This window comes from Paenibacillus sp. 7523-1 (assembly GCF_002276415.1).
Taxonomy (GTDB): Bacteria; Bacillota; Bacilli; order Paenibacillales; family Paenibacillaceae; genus Paenibacillus; species Paenibacillus illinoisensis_A.
This window is the reverse complement of sequence record NZ_NPBR01000005.1, coordinates 83,250-102,973: the sequence shown is the minus strand read 5'-3', so window position 1 is coordinate 102,973 and position 19,724 is coordinate 83,250. Positions and strand designations below refer to the sequence as shown.

Sequence of the window (19,724 nt, the reverse complement as noted above, 5' to 3'; positions counted from 1 at the left end):
AACAATGACACAGAATTCAGCGTATGAGGAGCAATTTGGCGGAATTCCGGCGGTATGGCTTCGATTCAATCAATTTGAGGCGGCCGTAATTCCAAGCGTGGGCGCGAACCTGGTTGCGTTTCGTGATACAGAGCGCGGTCATCGCTATCTTCGTGAACCTGATTTGAATGATATGGATGCATTCAAGGCTGCACCAGCCGTATACGGCATTCCCGTTCTTTCTCCACCGAATCGCTATGAAGATGGCCGTTTTCCTTGGAATGGCGAAATCTATCAATTACCTGTAAATGAACCTGCTACGGGCAACCATTTGCACGGATTTTTACACGAGGCAGATTGGAAGGTAGAAGGATATGGAACGACCGAACTGGAGAGTTATATCCTGCTGAGCCAAGATATAAAAGAAGGACACCTTTTCCATCAATATTTGCCGTTCACGTTCACGGTAACGCTTCGTTACTCTCTTGACAGCACAGGGCTCCAGCAGCAGCTGAAGGTTCGTAATAACGGCAAAGAGCGCATGCCCAATTTGTTTGCATTCCATACAGCCATTAATGTCGCCTTTGTTCCCGACAGTGAGGTGTCTGACTATACCGCCAAAATCACCATCGGCCAGCGCCGTGAGCTGAATGAACGTTCTTTGCCTACCGGCCAATTTCAACCGCTTTCACCGAATGAGGAGAAGTTGAAGACAGAAGGGGTTAGCCCATTCTTCGAATCCATGGATAATCACTATACAGCTGAACCACAGAATGGTCGAAATTATATGGAGCTCACGAACCAACGTACAGGGGATAAATTTGTTTATGATGTTGGAGCTTCATACAAACACTGGATGATCTGGAACAACAACACGGAAGGTGGATTCTTCTGTCCTGAACCTCAGATGAACCTGGTTAATGCACCGAATGTGCAAGGTCTACCAGCCGAAGAAATCGGATTAGTCGGACTTGAGCCTGGTGAGATCTTCGAACAAGCCAGTCGTTTGTATCCGATCTATTCATAATTTCATGAATCGATAAACGATCTCGTGTTTTGATGCACGCTTACAATTTTGTCGAAAAGGTGAAAATCTGATCGACAATCATGTATAATATGACGAGATAATTAAATTTTCGAGAGACATAATTCATCTTTTTAGAGGAGGAAAATCAAGTGGAATACCGCATTGAAAGAGATACGCTCGGAGAGATGAAGGTACCAGCGGACAGACTGTGGGGGGCTCAGACACAGCGCAGTAAGGAAAACTTCCCGATTGGTCGCGAGCATATGCCGATGGAAGTCATTCGTGCACTTGCCATTTTGAAAAAGAGTGCTGCAGCAAGCAACCATAAGCTCGGTAAGCTGTCTGCTGCCAAATCGGATGCGATTGCCTATGCAGCGGACGAGATCATTGCCGGTCGCATTGACGATCATTTCCCGCTTGTGGTATGGCAGACTGGAAGCGGCACGCAGTCCAATATGAATGTGAACGAAGTCATCGCCAATCTGGGTAACCAGCTTCTTGAACAGAAGGGCAAGGAAGAGCGTTTGCATCCAAATGACGATGTGAACATGTCCCAGAGCTCCAACGATACGTTCCCGACTGCTCTGCATGTTGCAGGTGTACTTGCTGTCGAAGACCAGCTCTTGCCAGCCATTGCTGTACTTAAATCTACCTTTGCAGACAAATCAGAAGCTTTCAAGGATATTATCAAGATCGGACGTACCCATCTGCAGGATGCTACTCCTATCACACTCGGACAGGAGATTAGTGGCTGGGAAGCGATGCTGGACAAGAGTGAGCGCATGATTCGTGATAGTGTTCAATATATGAAGGAACTGGCCATTGGTGGTACCGCAGTTGGGACAGGCATCAATGCTCATCCTGACTTTGGTGATTATACCGCCAAGGAGATCGGCAAACATACAGGTAAGGATTTTGTATCAGCACCAAACAAATTCCACGCACTTACAAGTCATGATGAAGTCGTTTACGCCCACGGCGCTGTTAAAGCGCTTGCAGCTGATCTGATGAAAATTGCCAATGACGTGCGCTGGCTTGCAAGTGGTCCACGTAGTGGACTCGGAGAGATCCGTATTCCGGAGAATGAACCGGGCAGTTCCATCATGCCGGGCAAAGTGAATCCAACCCAGAGCGAAGCACTGACAATGGTTGTAACGCAAGTGATGGGGAACGATGCTGCGATCGGATTCGCGGCAAGTCAGGGTAACTTTGAGCTGAATGTGTTCAAACCCGTCATTATTTATAACTTCCTGCAATCCGTACAACTGCTTGCGGACTCCATCATTGCTTTTAACGATAAATGCGCAGTGGGTATTGAGCCTAATCTGGGTCAAATCGAACATAACCTGAATAACTCGCTTATGTTGGTTACTGCTCTTAATCCGCATATTGGATACGAGAATGCAGCCAAGATTGCGAAGCTGGCTCATAAAGAAGGATTGTCTCTGAAAGAGGCTGCTCTTCAGACCGGTTTGCTTACCGAAGAACAGTTCGATCAGTATGTGGATCCAGCGAAAATGATTGCTCCGAAAGCTTAAGTTTTTTTATAGTAAAAAAACACGTGAGGAAGAAACGACCCGCATAAAGCAGGTCGTTTTTTCTTGCTAAAAATATATCTAAACCTTCTGAACTATGTCTGAATTTGTCAGAGCTTACAACCCCAGAATACTCAGATGAACCAAATGACCAAAATGCGTTTAACCCCAGAATGACAACCTTGCGTTATGTCAATGTCGAAATAAGACTTGATTGGATATAATGCTTGTCAGACTTCCTCTATCCATATAAACTACATAAGCAGATCAAAATTTTTGTGCGGTGAATTGATTGATTCCATTGGAGGTTTCCGCGTTGTCGAAGAAGAGAAGGTTTACGATACGCTCCAAAATTTTGTTGGGCTATCTCGTGGTTGTATTGTTATTTGGAGCTGCCTTGCTGGTTCTATCGGCTCAGATTAATGAATTGCAAAAAGAAAACGATTTTATAAGCCATCATGACCTCGAAGTACACAACCTGACCAATGCCATTGAGAAGGATGTACTTGATATGGAGACCGGACAGCGAGGATTCATGCTAACAGGAAAAGACAGCTATCTGGAGCCCTACAATCAAGCACTCTCGGAGTGGAATTCGAACTATGACCAGTTATACGGACTCATTAGTGATAACCCGTCCCAGCAACAGAGATTGCAAACGATCAAAACGCATATTCTACGCTGGATTGAGGTTGCAGCAGAACCTTCCATTGCATTGAAAAATCAGGGTGATCAGGAGCAAGTAGTTACGTTTTTCCAATCCGATCCGGGTAAAAACGAAATCGATTTGCTCCGTTCACAACTTACAGGCTTTCGTAATACAGAAATTGCTTTGACGGAAGCACGAGTAACCAATCTTGCCGAACGCAGTTCCACCCTGCTAACGATCATGTATACCCTATGGGCTGCTATTGCAGCATTTTCAATCGGAGCAGCGATCATGGTCTCTGGTAATATTGTTAAAACGCTCCGTGACGTAAGACAGACTATTCGAGATATTTCTCAGGGTGGCAATTTGGCAGAACGGATTCAAGTGCGAACGGAGGATGAAGTGGGTGACCTTGGACGGGAGACTAACAAGCTGCTCGATAAGGTACAGGAGCAGAATCGCGTGAAGGATCAGCTTACCAGTATCGCTACACTCCTGCAGAACCCGACTAATCTGGAGGGCTTGTCACGTCTGTTCCTAAATGAGCTTGCCATTCTGCTAGAGGTTCCCTACAGTGTCCTGTACTATTGGAAGGATAATCGGCTCTTGCGTATAGCAGCTTATGCAGCAGATGGGGACAAAGAGCACTCTATCGGCAAAGTGTCCCTTGCACCGGGCGAAGGGCTCGTGGGTCAAAGTGCGGTGGAGAAACGCATACTGCATATGAATGACTTGCCACAGAACTATATTCGAATCTCTTCCGGACTGGGCCATGCTTCTGCAACATCTCTTACAGTCGTGCCTGTGATCTTCGAAGGCCGAACGATCGCGGTCATAGAGTTGGCTTCATTAAAGCCATTACAGGATAACGAACTCGAACAGCTTAAAGAATTAGTTGAAATATTCAGCGTATCTCTACACTCTACGGCGACACGCATGGAACTGCAGCAGTTATATGATGAATCCCAGGTACTGAACGAGGAGCTCCAAGCTCAATCGGAGAAGCTTCAGCTGCAAACCGAGGAAATGCTGTCACAAACAGAAGAACTGCAGATGCAGACCGAAGAGCTGCATATGCTGAATGAGCGTCTAGAAGTGCAAAAACATGCAGCAGAAACGTCTGCGAGTGAGCTTGCGAGTGTAGCAGACCAGCTGCGGACAAGTTCGGGATACAAATCTGAATTTTTGGCTAATATGTCACATGAATTGCGCACTCCCCTGAATAGTATGCTCATCCTGTCCGAGATTTTGGCTGAAAACAAACATGAGAACTTGAGCAGCGAAGAACAAAAATACGCATCGGTAATTCATACTTCAGGCAAAGATTTGCTTAATCTGATCAATGACATTTTGGATCTGTCCAAAGTGGAGGCAGGGGAGATGGACATTGATCTTGGCGAAGTTTATCTCGGCGTCCTGCCGGAGACGATGAATCAGTATTTCTTAAAAACCGCTGAGCAGAAAGGAATCGACTTCCGGATTCAGTTGCAAAGCCATTTACCGGAAACGATTGTAACGGATGAGATGCGCTTGCATCAAATTCTAAGAAATCTGCTCTCTAACGCATTTAAGTTTACAGACGAAGGCGAAGTTGCTCTGACGATCTCCCGAATGACTCTGGCAAGCCCGGAAGCTGGTGGCCCAGAGACGGATGTTATTGCGTTTTCGGTCAGTGATACGGGCATCGGCATTGCAGACGACAAGCTGCTGCAGATCTTCGATGCATTCAAACAAGCGGATGGCGCGACTGCAAGGAAATACGGTGGAACCGGACTCGGCTTATCCATTTCCCAATCTCTTGCGACTTTGCTCGGGGGTTCCATATCAGCGACCAGTCGCGAAGGACAGGGCAGTGTATTTACTCTTTTCTTGCCATTGAGACTTGAGGAGCCTGAGACAAAGAATACTTCACGACTATTCATGAACGAAGTAGCTACAACGATTCCCATCGCGGGATCCCTGTCTAATACATCAAGGGATGATATTCTGCTGACACCTCTGGAAGAATCGTTATTAAGGGGGCGCGAAGTTTTTGTCGTAGATGATGATATTCGCAACGTATACGCTCTTGCGAATGCACTTGAACAGTATGGCATGCATATCATTACCGCGCAGAACGGGTATGAATGTCTGGAGATGCTGGAACGAGGGGAAGCCAAGCCCGATATTATTTTGATGGATATCATGATGCCGGAACTGGACGGTTACGATACGACACGTCAGATTCGGGAGCGATTGAAGCTTACCCAGCTGCCGATCATTGCATTAACGGCTAAAGCCATGAAAGAAGATCGTGATAAATGTATTGCAGCAGGTGCCTCGGACTATATTAGCAAGCCGCTGAATATCAAAGAGGTCATATCCCGAATGAAATTGTGGCTTAGTCCGGAAACGCTAGAGATTTAGGAACTTATTTGCCGCAAATCTTTCATTTCATACACGTTATAAAACCAATGATAACTTGCCAAGCTCACGCTGCAATGTTGTCATTGGTTTTATTTTTGTTATGTAAGCTCTGAAATCAAATTTGATGTTATAATACTTAACAAATAGTTTGGTTCCGATGAAGTGAATAGGTTGTGAACCATGGGAAGGAGCTTTTTATTTCCATTATAAGTGATAAATATAACTTGATGAGTTATATAAGTGGGAGGTCGTGTCTATGCAGCTTACGGTTAAAGAGGCTTTGCAAGTATATCCGTTGTCTGAGGCCAGACTCGTTGCCGGCGGGGAGGGGACTTCACGGATGATGAAATCCGTTAACGTCATGGACGCCCCAGATATCGCGGATTGGATTAAATCCGGAGAGTTGTTATTCACAACCGCTTTTATCATGAAAGACAATGAGACAGATGCCCTTCGATTAATGCGCAGACTAAATGACCGCGGATGTGCAGGACTCGGCATTAAACTCGGACGTTTCTGGCAGTCCATTCCCCAAGGGATCATAGAAGAGGCGGACCGTTTACGTTTGCCGCTGCTGGAATTGCCATTCCAGTTCACGTTTTCGGACCAAATGAATGCTCTGTTCAAGGCGGAACACGAGCGAAGTCACCGGCTGCTGCATGAAGTTGTACAGAAACAGAAGAAGCTGATGCATTTTGCATTACAACAACAGCAGCAGCATCGAAATGTGTTTGCCGAGCTTGCGACTGTATTAAACTACCCGCTTGCAGTAATAGGCTCCCGAGGACACGTACTCTATGGTAGTGAGGGCATGACCGGAGAGTCATTGGTACAGGGCTGGCCATGGAAATCCGTCATGCATCGCGTGAAATGGAATCAGGGCAGTTGTCATCGGGTTCCCATCAAACAAAATGATGAAGAGTATGGGTTCCTGCTCGTGTTCACAGATTCAGCACTCTCCCTGCGGGCAGAGGAAGAATTATTTCAGCAGGCTGCGGACGTACTGGCATTTTATATGGATATGACCTATCGTGAACACATTAATCCGACCGTGCAGGATGAGATGCGTACATTGTTAACCCAATACCTCGATAACAAAATGACGGTGGAGGAGTTGACCAGACTCAGTGAGAACAAAGGCGTTCATCTGTTCCAGGGTACTTATCAATGCGTGCTCATTACGCTGGAACCTTCGGTTTTCGCCGAGGGGAAACTGCTGAAGCAAATTCATCGTGAACTGCAATACAATCCATTGATGCAATTTACGGCGTCGCAGCATTTTCAGATGGAAGATGGCATTCTGTCGATATATACATGCCCGACAGGGCGCGACTATGGGGAGGAACTTTCGGGTTTTCTACTCAGTCGCTTCGCGGATGTATTATCTGCCCAGGAGTCAAAAGGAGCATCTGTGCCGAGATTCTGGATTAGTAAAATGAAACATGAACCCAAATCATTACGTGAAGCTTATCAGGAATGCCTGGATACCCGGCAGCTGGCACGCCGCTTCGGAATGAAGGATCGCGCACTCCAGTTCGAGATGTTGGAGTTTGCCTACGTGTTCCAACATGTCCCGGATAACATCATGGAGAATTACTGTAATAAAGTATTGGAACCTCTGCTGGCTAGAGATGGGGACCCTAATCACATATTGATGAACACACTCGAATCTTTCATTGAGAACGATGGACTGATCAACGAAGCTGCGAAGCAGCTGTTTGTTCACCGCAACACCATTACGTACCGCATGGAGAAAATCGGAAGTCTGCTGCAGATGGACTTTAAAAAAACGAATGACTTGTTAAAGTTAAAACTGGTATTTACGTTCCGTAAATTTGGCCGGGATAAAAGAACCGAAAGACCATAAGGATGCATTAGACAGAGAGTGAACAGATCACAGATAGAACTACAGCACTCGAACGAATCCAGAGTTGCCGACTTTTGTGCTTCATAACGATCATAATCATTTAGATCACAAACCGTACGCCCCTTATCTGGCGTACGGTTTTTTAGATTATGTGACATGGAGACCCGTAATTCCTGTGCACAGATAACAGTTCGTGAATATGATGTTATGTTATATTACAAAATTGCGTAGATATTATTGCTGCATCCTGCCCTGAACCTTAGAATGAAGAACAACAATTCACAGAAGACCGGAGGTTCTAACATGAGCGATTTTATGAAACTCGTTAACAGCTGGTCTGTCACACAGTTCGTGCATACCTTTGGTGGCTTATTTGAGGAATCACCATGGGTGGCTGAACGTTCCTGGGCTTTGCGACCCTTTAATTCATTGGAACACATGATGAAAGTCATGAAGCATGTTGTTGAAACGTCTGACGACGAAGTCATACTGCAGCTGCTGCGCAACCATCCCGATCTCGGCGCAAGAATCAGCATGAGCAGCAATTCCGTGAAGGAACAAGCTGGTGCTGGACTGGATTCACTCTCCCCAGAAATGTATGACGAATTGAATCAATTAAACAAGGAATATACAAGCCGATTCGGCTTTCCATTCATATTGGCGGTAAAAGGTCATACCGCTCAGTCCATTCTCGAATCGATGCGTCAGCGTCGCTCACGAAATAGGGATGAAGAATTTCAAACGGCTTTAAATGAAGTATTCAAAATTGCAACTATCCGTCTGGAGAAGTGGCTGGTTCAGATTGGGCATGAACATGAAATTGAACCGAAGCCTGCTGTCGAGCCGAAACGAACTATGTATTACGGCAAAGGTGACGTTTGGTTATATCGCTCCTATGCCAAACCTCTAACCGGGATCGGATCAATACCGGAATCCCCATTTACCGGCAGAAGCAATGTTCTCTTCGGCATGAACATTAAGGTAGCTGTACAAGGGGATGCATTCTTGCCTTCGTTTACGGAAGGGGATAATTCCAGCATCGTGGCGACGGATTCCATGAAGAATTTTATCCTCAAACATGCTGCGAGTTATACCGGTGCTACCGTTGAGGGATTTCTTGCGTATGTGAGTCAGCTCTTTCTTGAGACATACCCTCAAATGATGAAAGTTCAGATGACCGCGGATCAGATCCCTTTTGAAGATGTACCCATTGGAGTCGATGGAAGTTATCGATCAAGCACGATGGTATTCCGGTATTCGCAAAATGATCGGGGAACGGCTGCAATCGAGGCAGAACGAAAAGGTAATCAAATTGAATGGAGTAACCATTTCAGTGGTCTGGCTGATCTGCGACTGATCAAGGTCAAGGGTAGTGAATTTGCGGGATTTATCAAGGATGAATATACCTCACTGCCTGAGACAAGAGATCGTCCCTTGTTTATTTTCCTGGATATCAATTGGCGGTACCACGACCCAAGAGATGGAATGGACGATACGCGCGGACGTTATGTGGCCGCTGAACAAGTAAGTGATATTGCTGCTGCCGTGTTTCACGAATGCCGTTCTGCATCCATTCAACATTTGTTGTATCAGATCGGACTCCGTGTCTTGAAGCGTTTCGGGCAATTGAGTGAAGTATCGTTTGAATCCAACAATCGGACATGGGATACCGTGCTGGAAGAAGTGACTGAAGGAGAAGGCAAGGTGTATACCGAGCCCAGACCACCATACGGGTTTCAAGGTTTTTCAATGACCAGGGAAGATCTTGAAGCAGAGGACAATGATTCGAAGAGAGAAGGTAGATCGTAATGGCAGAGGCTGGAGGACGCATAACAACACACGTACTGGATACATCCAAAGGAGTACCAGCCGTGGGAGTTCGGATCGCACTGCATCTTGTCCAAACGGATGGAGAATCGGAGTCCAGGATAAAAGTTACCGAATCGGTGACCAACGGCGATGGCCGTTTGGATGCACCCTTACTGGCGGGGGGCAGTCTGGAGCAAGGCATTTATGAGCTTCATTTTGACGTCGAAAAGTACTATGCAGCTCGATCACCTGAACAATCGGTGCAAGCATTGTGGACGGTTGTACCCATCCGTTTTGCCGTATCCGATACGGAAAGTCATTATCATATTCCTTTACTAATCGCCCCAGGAGGTTACAGTACATACCGCGGAAGCTGAAGAATTTTTAAACACTGGTTCTGACACAGGGAGGGCATCCAAATGGCAAATTTTGATTCGATCATCCGGGGAGCCCGGGTCGTGTTAAAAGATCGTGTACAGCAGCTGGACATTGGTATCCAAGATGGGAAAATCACAGCTTTATCCACTAGGCTGAAGGTTGAGGAAGGAACTGAGGTAATCGAAGCAGCCGGTTTCACCGTTATGCCTGGCGTAGTGGATATCCATGTTCATTTTAATGAACCGGGGCTGGCCAGTTGGGAAGGATTCCGTTCGGGTTCGGCTGCGCTTGCTGCAGGAGGAATTACCACTTATGTTGATATGCCGCTTAATGGAGTCCCACCGACAACAAGTCCGGAAGCTTGGGATATGAAAAAGCAAGCTGCACAGGATCGCTCCTATGTCGATTATGCATTCTGGGGAGGGTTAGTTCCGGGTAATCGGCTGCAGCTAATGAACTTAGCTGAGTCCGGTGCAGCCGGATTCAAGGCATTTATGTCGGAGCCGGGCGGAGAAGGAGAGGACATCTTCGCGAGAGCCGATGAGCAAACGCTTTTGGACGGCATGCACGAGATAGCGAAACTCAATCGTGTACTTGCCCTTCATGCCGAAGATGAAGAAATGGTTGCGCAGCTTGGCGCGAGAAGTATTGCCGAAGGAAAGACAGGGCCAATGGATTATGTGAGTTCCCGTCCTGCAGAAGCAGAGGTCTTAGCCGTCACCAGGGCGCTTCAATATGGAGAACAAACCGGGTGTCCGCTGCATTTCGTGCATATCAGTACGAGAGAAGCGTTAGAACGAATTGCGGAAGCCAAGGGTCGCGGTCAGGACGTCACTTCTGAAACTTGCCCGCATTACCTGACGCTCACAGAACAGGATGTAGTTCGGTTGGGCGCTGTGGCGAAGTGTGCTCCACCTCTCCGCAGCAGCGCCGAACAAGAGACATTATGGGATGCGCTGGCATCCGGGCTTATTGACGTCATCGCATCCGATCATTCACCGTGCCCACCATCCATGAAACAGTCGGATAATTTTTTTGAAATATGGGGCGGTATTTCCGGTGCGCAGAGCACGCTGCTGATCATGCTGGATGAAGGTCATCTTCGCCGCCGTGTAAGCTTGCCTTTACTCGGAAGGGTTCTTGCTTTGCAGCCGGCCAGAAGGCTTGGGCTTGAGAGTAAAGGTGAAATTGCGATCGGTAAAGACGCGGACCTCGTGCTTATTGATTGGAATACGAGTACCACATTAAACATGGACGATTTGCTATATACCCATAAACAGAGTCCATATATCGGACGTACATTTGCATGCGCCGTAGCTGAAGTGTACTGCCGAGGGATCAAAGTATATAGCGCAAAGGAAGGGCTATCCGCTAATCCTGCAGGTCAGTTTATTGCTGCTGGCTCGTATGGTAAAAATGGCACGCGCGGAACGGAGGAGTATCATGACAGAGTTTGAACCGTTCATGGGTTCCGAGACGGAAGTGCCGATTCTTCCCTTGCCGCAGCTTGCAGAAGTGAAACTTCAAGGTATGCTGGATTGGCTGTCCACATTCGGGGCTGATGCCAAAGGCGGCGTAACTCGCCTGCTGTATGACAAAGCCTGGTGCGAGGCACAGCATGCACTGGCTGCACGGATGGAGCAAATGGGACTGCTTCCCGAATTCGACCAATCCGGCAATCTATATGGCACGTTACGAGCTGCAGATTCTGCAGAAGGAGCTGAGCAGCTCCCCATTGTGACCGGATCACACATTGATTCTGTCGTTTACGGTGGAAGGTATGACGGTGCCTATGGTGTAGCGGCAGGAGTTCTTGCTCTGGAGTACTTACGAAGGCATTTCGGTACGCCGAAGCGTACGCTGCAAGTGGTTTCGCTATGCGAAGAGGAAGGAAGCCGATTTCCATTTGCCTATTGGGGATCACGAAGCATTACGGGGACCACCTCTCTTGAAGACATTCAACATTTAACGGATAAGGATGGAATACCTTTTTCACAAGCGATTCGAGAAGCCGGATTCGGGTCAGACAGCGGCTACAGACCAGCTGCTCAAAAGTATGGTGCCTTTATTGAACTTCACATCGAACAAGGTCAGGTGCTTGAACGACTTGGTCATTCGATTGGAATTGTATCCGATATCGTTGGTCAGAAGCGATTGAGCATTTCGATTAGTGGCGAAGCGAATCATGCGGGCACAACGCCTATGTCATGGCGTAAGGATGCACTGGCAGGTGCAGCCGAGATGATTACGGCGGTAAGAACGATTGCTATGGCAGCAGGTGAACCCCTTGTGGCAACGGTTGGCCGGATCACGGCTGAACCTGGTGTAGGTAACGTGGTCGCGGCACAAGCCGAATTCTCGCTTGATATCCGTCATATCTGGCAGGAGAGTATTGATCGGTGCTGGCATGACATGCTTCAGGCCTTTCTTCAGATTGCATCCAAACTGCAGCTTGAATTGAACTGGGAAGAACACTTGTCGGTTGCTCCGATTCCAATGAACGAACAGATCACAGCGGATCTTCAGAATATATGCAAACAGGAGCAGCTGTCCTATATGCATATGCCCAGCGGAGCTGGCCATGATTCACAGATTTTTCAGCCGGCCTGCCCGACAGCGATGATTTTTGTACCTAGTCAGGGCGGGATCAGTCACAGTCCCCTAGAATTCACAGCTGAGGAGGACTTGATGCGAGGATTTCGGGTTCTCGTTCAGCTACTTTATAAATACGGTTACGGGAGTTGATTGACCATGTCCAGCTATAGAGAATTATCTCCGTCCTTGCGAACCATCATGACACCGGGACCAGTTGAAGTCGACCCCCGAGTTCTAAGGGCTTTATCCTTCCCGATCCTCGGACAGTTTGATCCGGAGTTTACGTCCCTGATGAATGAAACGATGGTCATGCTGCGTGAATTATACATGACGAACAATGAGTGGTGTTATCCGGTAGATGGCACCTCACGTTCCGGCATTGAAGCGGTGTTGGTTAGTTTGATCCAGCCGGGGGATAAGGTATTGGTCCCTATATACGGACGGTTTGGACATTTGCTTGTAGAAATATCGGAGCGCTGCGGTGCGGAAGTTGTATGTATTGAAACGACTTGGGGATCGGTCTTTGATCCGGAAGAAGTGATCAAGGCCATTCACACTCATAAGCCGGATATTGTGGCCATGGTTCATGGAGAGACATCCACCGGCCAGATGCAACCTCTCGCGGAGATTGGCAAAGTATGCCGTGAATTGGATCTTCTTCTCGTCGTTGATGCGGTTGCCACCATAGGTGGTACGCCCGTTAAGACCGATACCTGGTATCTGGATGCGGTAATGGGCGGAACGCAGAAGTGTTTATCCGTTCCTTCCGGCATGGCCCCGTTGACATATAACAGCCGCGTGGAGAAGAAATTGATGAGTCGCAAAACGGTCGAACGCGGACTCCGTGACGCGACCAGCGCAAGGGCAGAGGGACGTACCATTGCAAGCAACTATTTTGACCTGAGTCAGCTGCAGGATTATTGGAGTTCTGCCCGGTTGAATCATCATACAGAAGCTACATCCATGCTCTACGGTTTACATGAAGGTTTGCGTATTTTGCTTCAGGAAGGACTGGAAGCCCGTTTCGAGCGGCATCGGATTAACGAAAGCGCGCTCGTCGCAGGAATTCAGGGTATGGGGCTTCAAATTTATGGAGACATGTCCAGCAAACTTCCGGTAGTTACGTGTATCCATATTCCGGAAGGGATCGATGGTGAATCGGTACGAAGCATGCTTCTACATGATTTCGGTATCGAAATTGCAAGTTCATTTGGTCCTCTTAAGGGAAAAATCTGGCGAATTGGAACGATGGGCTTCAGCTGTCAGCGCAGAAACGTACTGCATGTGCTTGGTGCCCTGGAGGCGGTTCTGCTCCGTCATCGCCACGGGCTACCTGCGGGTGAGGCAGTGCAGGCTGCACTCGACGTGTACGCTGGAAAGGAGGAAGCCTTATGTTAAATCAGATGCCCGTGTCCCGAGAGGTGATGGTTACCTCACCACATTATCTGGCGAGCGCGGTTGGAAGCTCGATTCTCCAAAAGGGTGGTAACGCTTATGATGCAGCTGTTGCGGTGAGTGCAGCACTTGGCGTAGTTTATCCGCACATGACTGGACTTGGCGGAGATGCCTTTTTCCTCATTCACGATGGAGCAAGCGGAGAGATAACCGCTTATAACGGAAGTGGCCGCTCGGCTGCAGGTATCCATGCCGATACGTTCAAAGCAATGGGCATGAATGCCATTCCCCAGCGCGGCGTGCTCAGTGCGATAACGGTTCCGGGAATGGTGGATGCATGGTGGGAAGTGTGGTCCCGCTATGGGCGATTACCATGGGAGCAGCTGCTTGAACCAGCCGTGCAGTATGCGGAGAAGGGGTGTCCTGTATCGCGTAATCTGCGCCTGTGGCTGGAGCGGGATGAAGATTTCATTATGGGGCAATCGCCGCTGCGAGCGGTATTTGCCCCTTACGGCACATTGCTTCAGGAAGGTGAGCTCCTCGTCCAGATCGAACTGGCTACTTCCATTCGCCTGATTCAGGCGGGAGGACGGGATTCTTTTTATACAGGAGAGCTTGCAGATCGTCTGACTTCAGCGATTCGAGAAGATGGCGGCATGCTGGCACCACAGGACTTTGCAGCACACAAGGGAGAATGGGTTAAGCCTGTCAGCACGGAATACCGGGGTTATCAGGTTCACCAAATGCCGCCCAACTCGCAAGGCTTCTCCATATTGATGATGTTAAATATGCTCGAACACATAGATCTCTCTTCGGTAGGTCGTACTTCGCCGGAGTTCTACCATCTGATGGCCGAAGTGGTGAAAAAGGCGTTTCGTGATCGTGACCGGTACCTTACCGATCCTGACTTTCGCGAGATCCCCTTGAATCAATTGTTATCGAAGACTTACGGGGATGCGTTGTGGAATGAGATCCAGTCTGCACCACCAGTAGCACAGCCCTTCTTGTCCAAAACGATCGGGCAGGATACAGCCTACGCTGCTGTAGTCGATCAGGAAGGCAACGCCGTCTCGTTTATTCAAAGTCTGTACTTTGATTTTGGCGCAGCCTACGTTCCAGGAGATACGGGCGTAATTATGCAAAATAGAGGCTCCTTTTTCTCTCTCGATTCATCAGATGCGAATGTGCTTGAACCCAATAAACGCTCTTTTCATACGCTCATGCCTGGTCTTGTCACCCGCAATGGGAAACCTTATATGCTTCTGGGTACACAAGGCGGAGAAGGGCAGCCTCAGACACAGTTATCCGTACTTACTGGCGTTCTGGACTATGGTCTGACCATTCAGGAAGCAATCGGTTTGCCACGCTGGGTCTACGGACGGACGTGGGGTGAAGCAGGCGACACGATGCGGGTAGAGAATCGCTATCATGATGACGTATGCGAGACGCTGGCTCACTGGGGACATAATGTGGAGATCAGAGCTCCATGGGATGACATTATGGGTCAGTCGCAAGGGATTGTCATCCGTGAAGATGGCATGATTAGCGGAGCTGCCGATCCCAGAGGAGATGGCATGGCCATCGGATGGTAACCACGCTTGGTTGCTGCTTGGATTGGTTTTGGTTTCTCATGAAAACAGCGTAAAAAAAGACATAGATACGATAGGGGAGATTATCATGGGAACGATCCTGCTGAAGGGTGCACAGCTTGTCACGATGAATGCGGAAGAAGATATATTTACAGGGGATCTGCTGATCGAGGATAACAAAATCAAAGAGATTGCCGAGCATATCGACGTTCAGGCTGATCAGGTTATTGATGCCCGTGGCAAAGTTCTGCTGCCAGGCTTTATTCAGACACATATTCATTTGTGCCAGACACTCTTTCGCGGGCGTGCGGACGACCTGGAGCTCATGGATTGGCTTCGTCAGCGAATCTGGCCACTGGAGGCAGCGCATGATGAGGAATCCGTCTATTATTCGGCGATGCTTGGGCTGGGCGAACTGATTTCGAGTGGAACCACGACCATTTTGGATATGGAGACTGTGCATCACACGGATTCGGCTTTTCAGGCAATGGCACAGAGCGGCATTCGGGTGATATCTGGCAAGGTCATGATGGACCATGGCGACGAAGTGCCTGAACCTCTGCGTGAAAATACGGCAACCTCGCTGCAGCAAAGTGTTGATTTGCTGGAGAAATGGAATGGTTTCGGGGGCGGACGCATTCAATATGCGTTTTGTCCGCGATTCGTCGTTTCCTGTACAGAGGAGCTGCTCGTTGAAGTACGTGATCTATCGAACAAGTATCATGTGAAGGTTCATACGCATGCATCGGAGAATCGTGGCGAGATTGAACTGGTCGAACATGAACGCGGAATGCGTAACATTGTCTATCTGGATCATATCGGTCTGGCAACCCCACGTCTTGTCCTTGCACATTGTGTCTGGCTTAGTGAAGAGGAGAAGGAAATCATTCGCAAGCGAGGGGTAAAAGTTACCCACTGCCCCGGCTCGAATATGAAATTGTCATCGGGTATAGCGGAAATTCCTGACCTGCTTAACCGCCAGATCGCGGTGGGAATCGGTGCGGACGGCGCACCATGCAACAATAACCTGGATATGTTTCAGGAAATGCGTCTGACAGCATTAATTCAAAAGGTTCCTCATGGGCCTACAATTATGGATGCACGTACGGTTCTGCGCATGGCAACGATGGGTGGTGCCGAAGTGCTTGGCCTCTCTAAGGAAATTGGAAGTCTGGAAGTGGGCAAAAAGGCAGACATGGTGTTGTTGGATCTGGAAGATTTCCATACGTATCCTTCGTATGAGACAGATGTTTATTCCCGTGTAGTGTACTCCGCGACTCGGAGCTGTGTGGACACGGTCATTATTGATGGCAGCATTGTGCTCAAAAACCGCAAGATCCAGACGATTGACCGAGGCATCGTTCTTCGCGAATCGGATAAGAGCATTGCACGTTTGATGAAGAGAATCTGAGTTAGGTTATTTTCAGAGGGAAATGTTGTATAACTGCTGCTCGCAGAAGACTTTTCGGAAAGGTGGAGACGAATATGGAAATGCATGATCTGTGTGCAATTGCAGCAGGTGAGGCACGCTGTGTACTTGCAACGGCGGTCAAGGTAGAAGGTCATGCTTACCGTAAGCAGGGAGTCTCTATGCTCTTGACCGAAGATGGCAGAATGTATGGCAGCATCAGCCCGGGATGTCTCGAGAGTGATCTGCATGCGCGTGTAAAACAAGTGCTGGACACGGGACACATGGCATTTGCCGAATACGACATGCGCCCTGAAGATGATCTCTCTTGGGGAGAAACGATTGGCTGCGGAGGATTGGTTGTCGTTCTGCTGGAACCTGTCTGCGGCGAACTGAGAAGTGTATTAACTGAAATGCATGATTGTTTCAAATCTGGTTCAGCAGCCGAGTTTACCCGTTACTTTCAGCATAACTATTCTCTTATTCAATATGAATGGCATCGAGTTGATCCAATCGATAGGAAACTTGTTCCTTCCATAGATGTACCGCGCCTGTCTTCCGATTCGTTCAGTACAGAAATCGATAAGGACGAAAAATCAACTGAAACAGATTACTGGAATCTGCCTTTACGAATAACGACCATATATACTCCTAAACCGCGACTTATTATAATCGGGGCGGGAAATGATGCCATACCTGTTGCTAGGCTTGCGAGGGTATCTGGATTTCATGTCATCATTGCTGATTGGAGAGAGGGTCTGTGTACGTCTGATCGGTTTCCGGATGCAGATCTCGTTCTTGGTTTTCCCGCTGAAATCATGCCTGTGCTGAATATACGACGTGGAGATTACCTCATACTGATGAGTCATCAATTCCCGCGCGAACGTGAATTCTTGGAGCTGCTGTCAGGAACTGAATATGCTTATCTCGGTATTATGGGGTCCAGAACACGGACAGCACGACTATTGAATGATTTATCACCGCTACCGAATCTCCATTCTCCGGTTGGTATCAGTATCGGGGCAGAGGGTCCAGAAGAAATCGCCATTAGCATTGCTGCTGAACTGATTGCGTGCAAACGCGCTGCTGGGACTGAGAATCGTTCTGTTCAAAGGGGGAGTACGCATGCGATTGACGGGCATTCTGCTCGCCGCAGGTAGGAGTACCCGTCTTGGCCGAGATAAATTAGCAGTGCCTATGCCGGATGGGAGAGCTTTGTCGGCCTGGTCGCTTCAAGCGGCACTCGATTCTGAACTGGAACAGGTCATCTGTGTGCTGAAACCGGAGGATTCCTTGGAATGGCTCCCCGAGAACGCACACCTCGCATCAGTATCTTCAGCTAACTATAGGAGCCAGACTAGGCTCCAAATTGCTCTCTGTACAGAATATTCTTCTGGTATGGCGGCATCGCTTCAATGTGGTCTCAAGGAAGCCAAGGAATACGGGGCAGAAGGTGTAATGATTCTATTGGCGGACCAGCCTTTAATAAGGGCGCAGGATATTAATCAGGTTTCGGCAGCACTTGCAGTGAACAAACAGTCTGATTATGCAGCTGCTGCGGACGGCGAGGGGCGGAAGCCTCCTGTTGCCTTTCGCTCTCATATGTTTGATCACCTCCTTGCTCTTGTCGGAGATGAGGGTGCGCGGAAGATAATGCGTAATGAGACCTTCTCTGGAACCCAGGTCAACTTGCCTGACTTTTGTTTCTGGGACGCTGATACGGAGGGTGAAGTGAAACGCATCATGGATTATGTAAATGAATCAGCTCAAATGAAGTAACTTCGACCCAATAACATGCCCCCTCAATTGAATACAACGAAGTCGTAGGTTATCTACTTATCTCTGCTCTCTTAACATAAACAGGTCATCCAGTTCGTTTGGTTGGCCTTTTTATGTCGTTTATATGATTTCACGTGAGGAACAGTGTTAGGTATCGTAACTCCTATCATGCATGAAGCACAAAACGTGGATCGTATTTATACATTTATCCAAATCGATGTGAAGCTAATTGACGCTAATCCTATAGTCTCATATGATTTGAAGAATTATCTGGATCCTGTAGGATGAATTATCTTCAACAGTCAGCGCCTATACGGATTGAATCCAGCGTCCTATATCGTGCTTATAAGAGAGAGGGGATGGAACGATGGTAATACCAGCATATGGGTCAGGAGCGATGCCATCGGTATGGCAGCCGGAAGATCTGGAAGAACTCCGGATGTTGAGGAACAGGTTGAACGGAAGCTTCTGCTACGCTGCAGGCGCAACATTGCTGCGAACCCAGTGGGAAGGCGGTCTTGTACCTTCACCGGAGCATATGATCAGTCTGGCACGTATTCCAGGAACAAGTGACGTATATATGGACGGAGATCGAATGGTGATCGGGGCCCTGACCCGATTGAATAGATGTATTACGGAGGGATTGCTTCATCATCTGCCCTTATTACAGGAGGCTGTGAAAACGATAGCTGCGCCGTCCATTCGCAATGTAGCGACAATTGGCGGCAACATTGTATCTGGTGTCGGAGATACGTTACCCGCATTGCTCACATACAACGCAGAACTGCAGTGGATGACGGACGAAGGGTTGGAATTCCGTACACTAGACTCCTGGTTAAAAGGAGGGCGTGACGGCAGTCGCAATCCAAGTGACGTGTTGATTTCGATCCAGATCCCGCTGAATAAGTTGCCTGTCTCTAATCCGAAGAAGCAAGAGCCTGACGCGAGAGAAATTGCATTTTTCCGCAAGCTGGGCAGGCGAGAGACGTTTAGCGCATCTCTGGTAACCATTGCTTTTCGAGGAGAGATTGATACAGATGGTCGATGGAAAAAGGTTGCAATCGCTGCTGGCGGAGGGTCAGGTGTGGCCATGCGGTTACCTGCGTCGGAACAGCTGCTGCTTCACGAAGAAGCTTCCCTAATGCAAGCAGAGCCGCTAGGCAGGACCGCGTCTTCGGAATTTGTGACCTATGGCGATGTCTTTGCAACTGAACAATACCGCAAGCAGACTGCAGGTAATTTGCTGGGGGCTGGACTGTGGGAAGCACTATACCGTTGATTCAAATCTTGATCAAGAAAAGGGGAGAG

General features: G+C 48.3%; 14 protein-coding genes. All 14 read left to right on the top strand.

What is annotated here, in order from left to right:
- Positions 1-4 precede the first annotated feature (4 nt).
- The 14 genes from CHH60_RS03970 (at position 5) to CHH60_RS03905 (ending at position 19,695) form a co-directional block, all read left to right on the top strand.
- Positions 5-1,006, top strand: a complete 1,002-nt coding sequence (locus CHH60_RS03970; RefSeq protein WP_095358021.1) for an aldose 1-epimerase — start codon at positions 5-7, stop codon at positions 1,004-1,006.
- 149 nt (positions 1,007-1,155) lie between these two features.
- Positions 1,156-2,544 carry a class II fumarate hydratase gene (gene fumC, locus CHH60_RS03965; protein ID WP_095358020.1) on the top strand — a complete coding sequence of 463 codons (1,389 nt, stop codon included), beginning with the start codon at positions 1,156-1,158 and terminating at the stop codon, positions 2,542-2,544.
- A gap of 313 nt (positions 2,545-2,857) precedes the next feature.
- Positions 2,858-5,596: a CHASE3 domain-containing protein gene (locus tag CHH60_RS03960; protein WP_255247819.1), complete on the top strand. Its 2,739-nt coding sequence runs from the start codon at positions 2,858-2,860 to the stop codon at positions 5,594-5,596.
- Between the two features lie 256 nt (positions 5,597-5,852).
- On the top strand, positions 5,853-7,463 hold the full coding sequence (locus CHH60_RS03955) for a PucR family transcriptional regulator (RefSeq protein WP_095358018.1): 1,611 nt from the start codon (positions 5,853-5,855) through the stop codon (positions 7,461-7,463).
- Between the two features lie 303 nt (positions 7,464-7,766).
- On the top strand, positions 7,767-9,272 hold the full coding sequence (gene pucL, locus CHH60_RS03950) for a factor-independent urate hydroxylase (RefSeq protein WP_095358017.1): 1,506 nt from the start codon (positions 7,767-7,769) through the stop codon (positions 9,270-9,272).
- Positions 9,272-9,649 carry a hydroxyisourate hydrolase gene (gene uraH / locus CHH60_RS03945; protein WP_095358016.1) on the top strand — a complete coding sequence of 126 codons (378 nt, stop codon included), beginning with the start codon at positions 9,272-9,274 and terminating at the stop codon, positions 9,647-9,649. The genes pucL and uraH overlap by 1 nt, the downstream gene beginning before the upstream one ends.
- Positions 9,650-9,691: 42 nt before the next feature.
- Complete coding sequence (allB, locus tag CHH60_RS03940; protein WP_095358015.1) at positions 9,692-11,107, top strand: allantoinase AllB; 1,416 nt, start codon at positions 9,692-9,694, stop codon at positions 11,105-11,107.
- Positions 11,094-12,395 carry a Zn-dependent hydrolase gene (locus tag CHH60_RS03935; RefSeq protein WP_255247818.1) on the top strand — a complete coding sequence of 434 codons (1,302 nt, stop codon included), beginning with the start codon at positions 11,094-11,096 and terminating at the stop codon, positions 12,393-12,395. The genes allB and CHH60_RS03935 overlap by 14 nt, the downstream gene beginning before the upstream one ends.
- 6 nt (positions 12,396-12,401) lie before the next feature.
- Entirely contained in the window at positions 12,402-13,643 is a 1,242-nt protein-coding gene (locus CHH60_RS03930) for a pyridoxal-phosphate-dependent aminotransferase family protein (RefSeq protein ID WP_095358014.1), read from the top strand.
- Positions 13,637-15,232 (top strand): gamma-glutamyltransferase, encoded by a 1,596-nt coding sequence (gene ggt, locus CHH60_RS03925; RefSeq protein ID WP_095358013.1) that lies wholly within the window; start codon positions 13,637-13,639, stop codon positions 15,230-15,232. The genes CHH60_RS03930 and ggt overlap by 7 nt, the downstream gene beginning before the upstream one ends.
- A gap of 85 nt (positions 15,233-15,317) precedes the next feature.
- Complete coding sequence (locus CHH60_RS03920) at positions 15,318-16,640, top strand: 5'-deoxyadenosine deaminase (protein WP_095358636.1); 1,323 nt, start codon at positions 15,318-15,320, stop codon at positions 16,638-16,640.
- Positions 16,641-16,714: 74 nt separating this feature from the next.
- Positions 16,715-17,797 carry an XdhC family protein gene (locus tag CHH60_RS03915; protein ID WP_095358012.1) on the top strand — a complete coding sequence of 361 codons (1,083 nt, stop codon included), beginning with the start codon at positions 16,715-16,717 and terminating at the stop codon, positions 17,795-17,797.
- Positions 17,763-18,416, top strand: coding sequence for a nucleotidyltransferase family protein (locus tag CHH60_RS03910; RefSeq protein WP_095358011.1), 654 nt, complete (start codon positions 17,763-17,765; stop codon positions 18,414-18,416). Before CHH60_RS03915 ends, CHH60_RS03910 begins: the two co-directional genes overlap by 35 nt.
- Before the next feature lie 367 nt (positions 18,417-18,783).
- The gene (locus CHH60_RS03905; RefSeq protein WP_095358010.1) at positions 18,784-19,695 is read left to right on the top strand and encodes an FAD binding domain-containing protein; all 912 of its coding nucleotides are present in this window, start codon (positions 18,784-18,786) and stop codon (positions 19,693-19,695) included.
- Positions 19,696-19,724: the final 29 nt, after the last annotated feature.

Excerpts from the sequence above, each read along its gene's own strand:
- CHH60_RS03910 (WP_095358011.1), top strand. The coding sequence starts at position 17,763 with ATGCGATTGACGGGCATTCTGCTCGCCGCAGGTAGGAGTACCCGTCTT.
- CHH60_RS03915 (WP_095358012.1), top strand. The coding sequence starts at position 16,715 with ATGGAAATGCATGATCTGTGTGCAATTGCAGCAGGTGAGGCACGCTGT.
- CHH60_RS03930 (WP_095358014.1), top strand. The coding sequence starts at position 12,402 with ATGTCCAGCTATAGAGAATTATCTCCGTCCTTGCGAACCATCATGACA.
- allB (WP_095358015.1), top strand. The coding sequence starts at position 9,692 with ATGGCAAATTTTGATTCGATCATCCGGGGAGCCCGGGTCGTGTTAAAA.
- CHH60_RS03920 (WP_095358636.1), top strand. The coding sequence starts at position 15,318 with ATGGGAACGATCCTGCTGAAGGGTGCACAGCTTGTCACGATGAATGCG.
- CHH60_RS03905 (WP_095358010.1), top strand. The coding sequence starts at position 18,784 with ATGGTAATACCAGCATATGGGTCAGGAGCGATGCCATCGGTATGGCAG.
- pucL (WP_095358017.1), top strand. The coding sequence starts at position 7,767 with ATGAGCGATTTTATGAAACTCGTTAACAGCTGGTCTGTCACACAGTTC.
- uraH (WP_095358016.1), top strand. The coding sequence starts at position 9,272 with ATGGCAGAGGCTGGAGGACGCATAACAACACACGTACTGGATACATCC.
- CHH60_RS03935 (WP_255247818.1), top strand. The coding sequence starts at position 11,094 with ATGACAGAGTTTGAACCGTTCATGGGTTCCGAGACGGAAGTGCCGATT.
- CHH60_RS03970 (WP_095358021.1), top strand. The coding sequence starts at position 5 with ATGACACAGAATTCAGCGTATGAGGAGCAATTTGGCGGAATTCCGGCG.
- CHH60_RS03955 (WP_095358018.1), top strand. The coding sequence starts at position 5,853 with ATGCAGCTTACGGTTAAAGAGGCTTTGCAAGTATATCCGTTGTCTGAG.
- ggt (WP_095358013.1), top strand. The coding sequence starts at position 13,637 with ATGTTAAATCAGATGCCCGTGTCCCGAGAGGTGATGGTTACCTCACCA.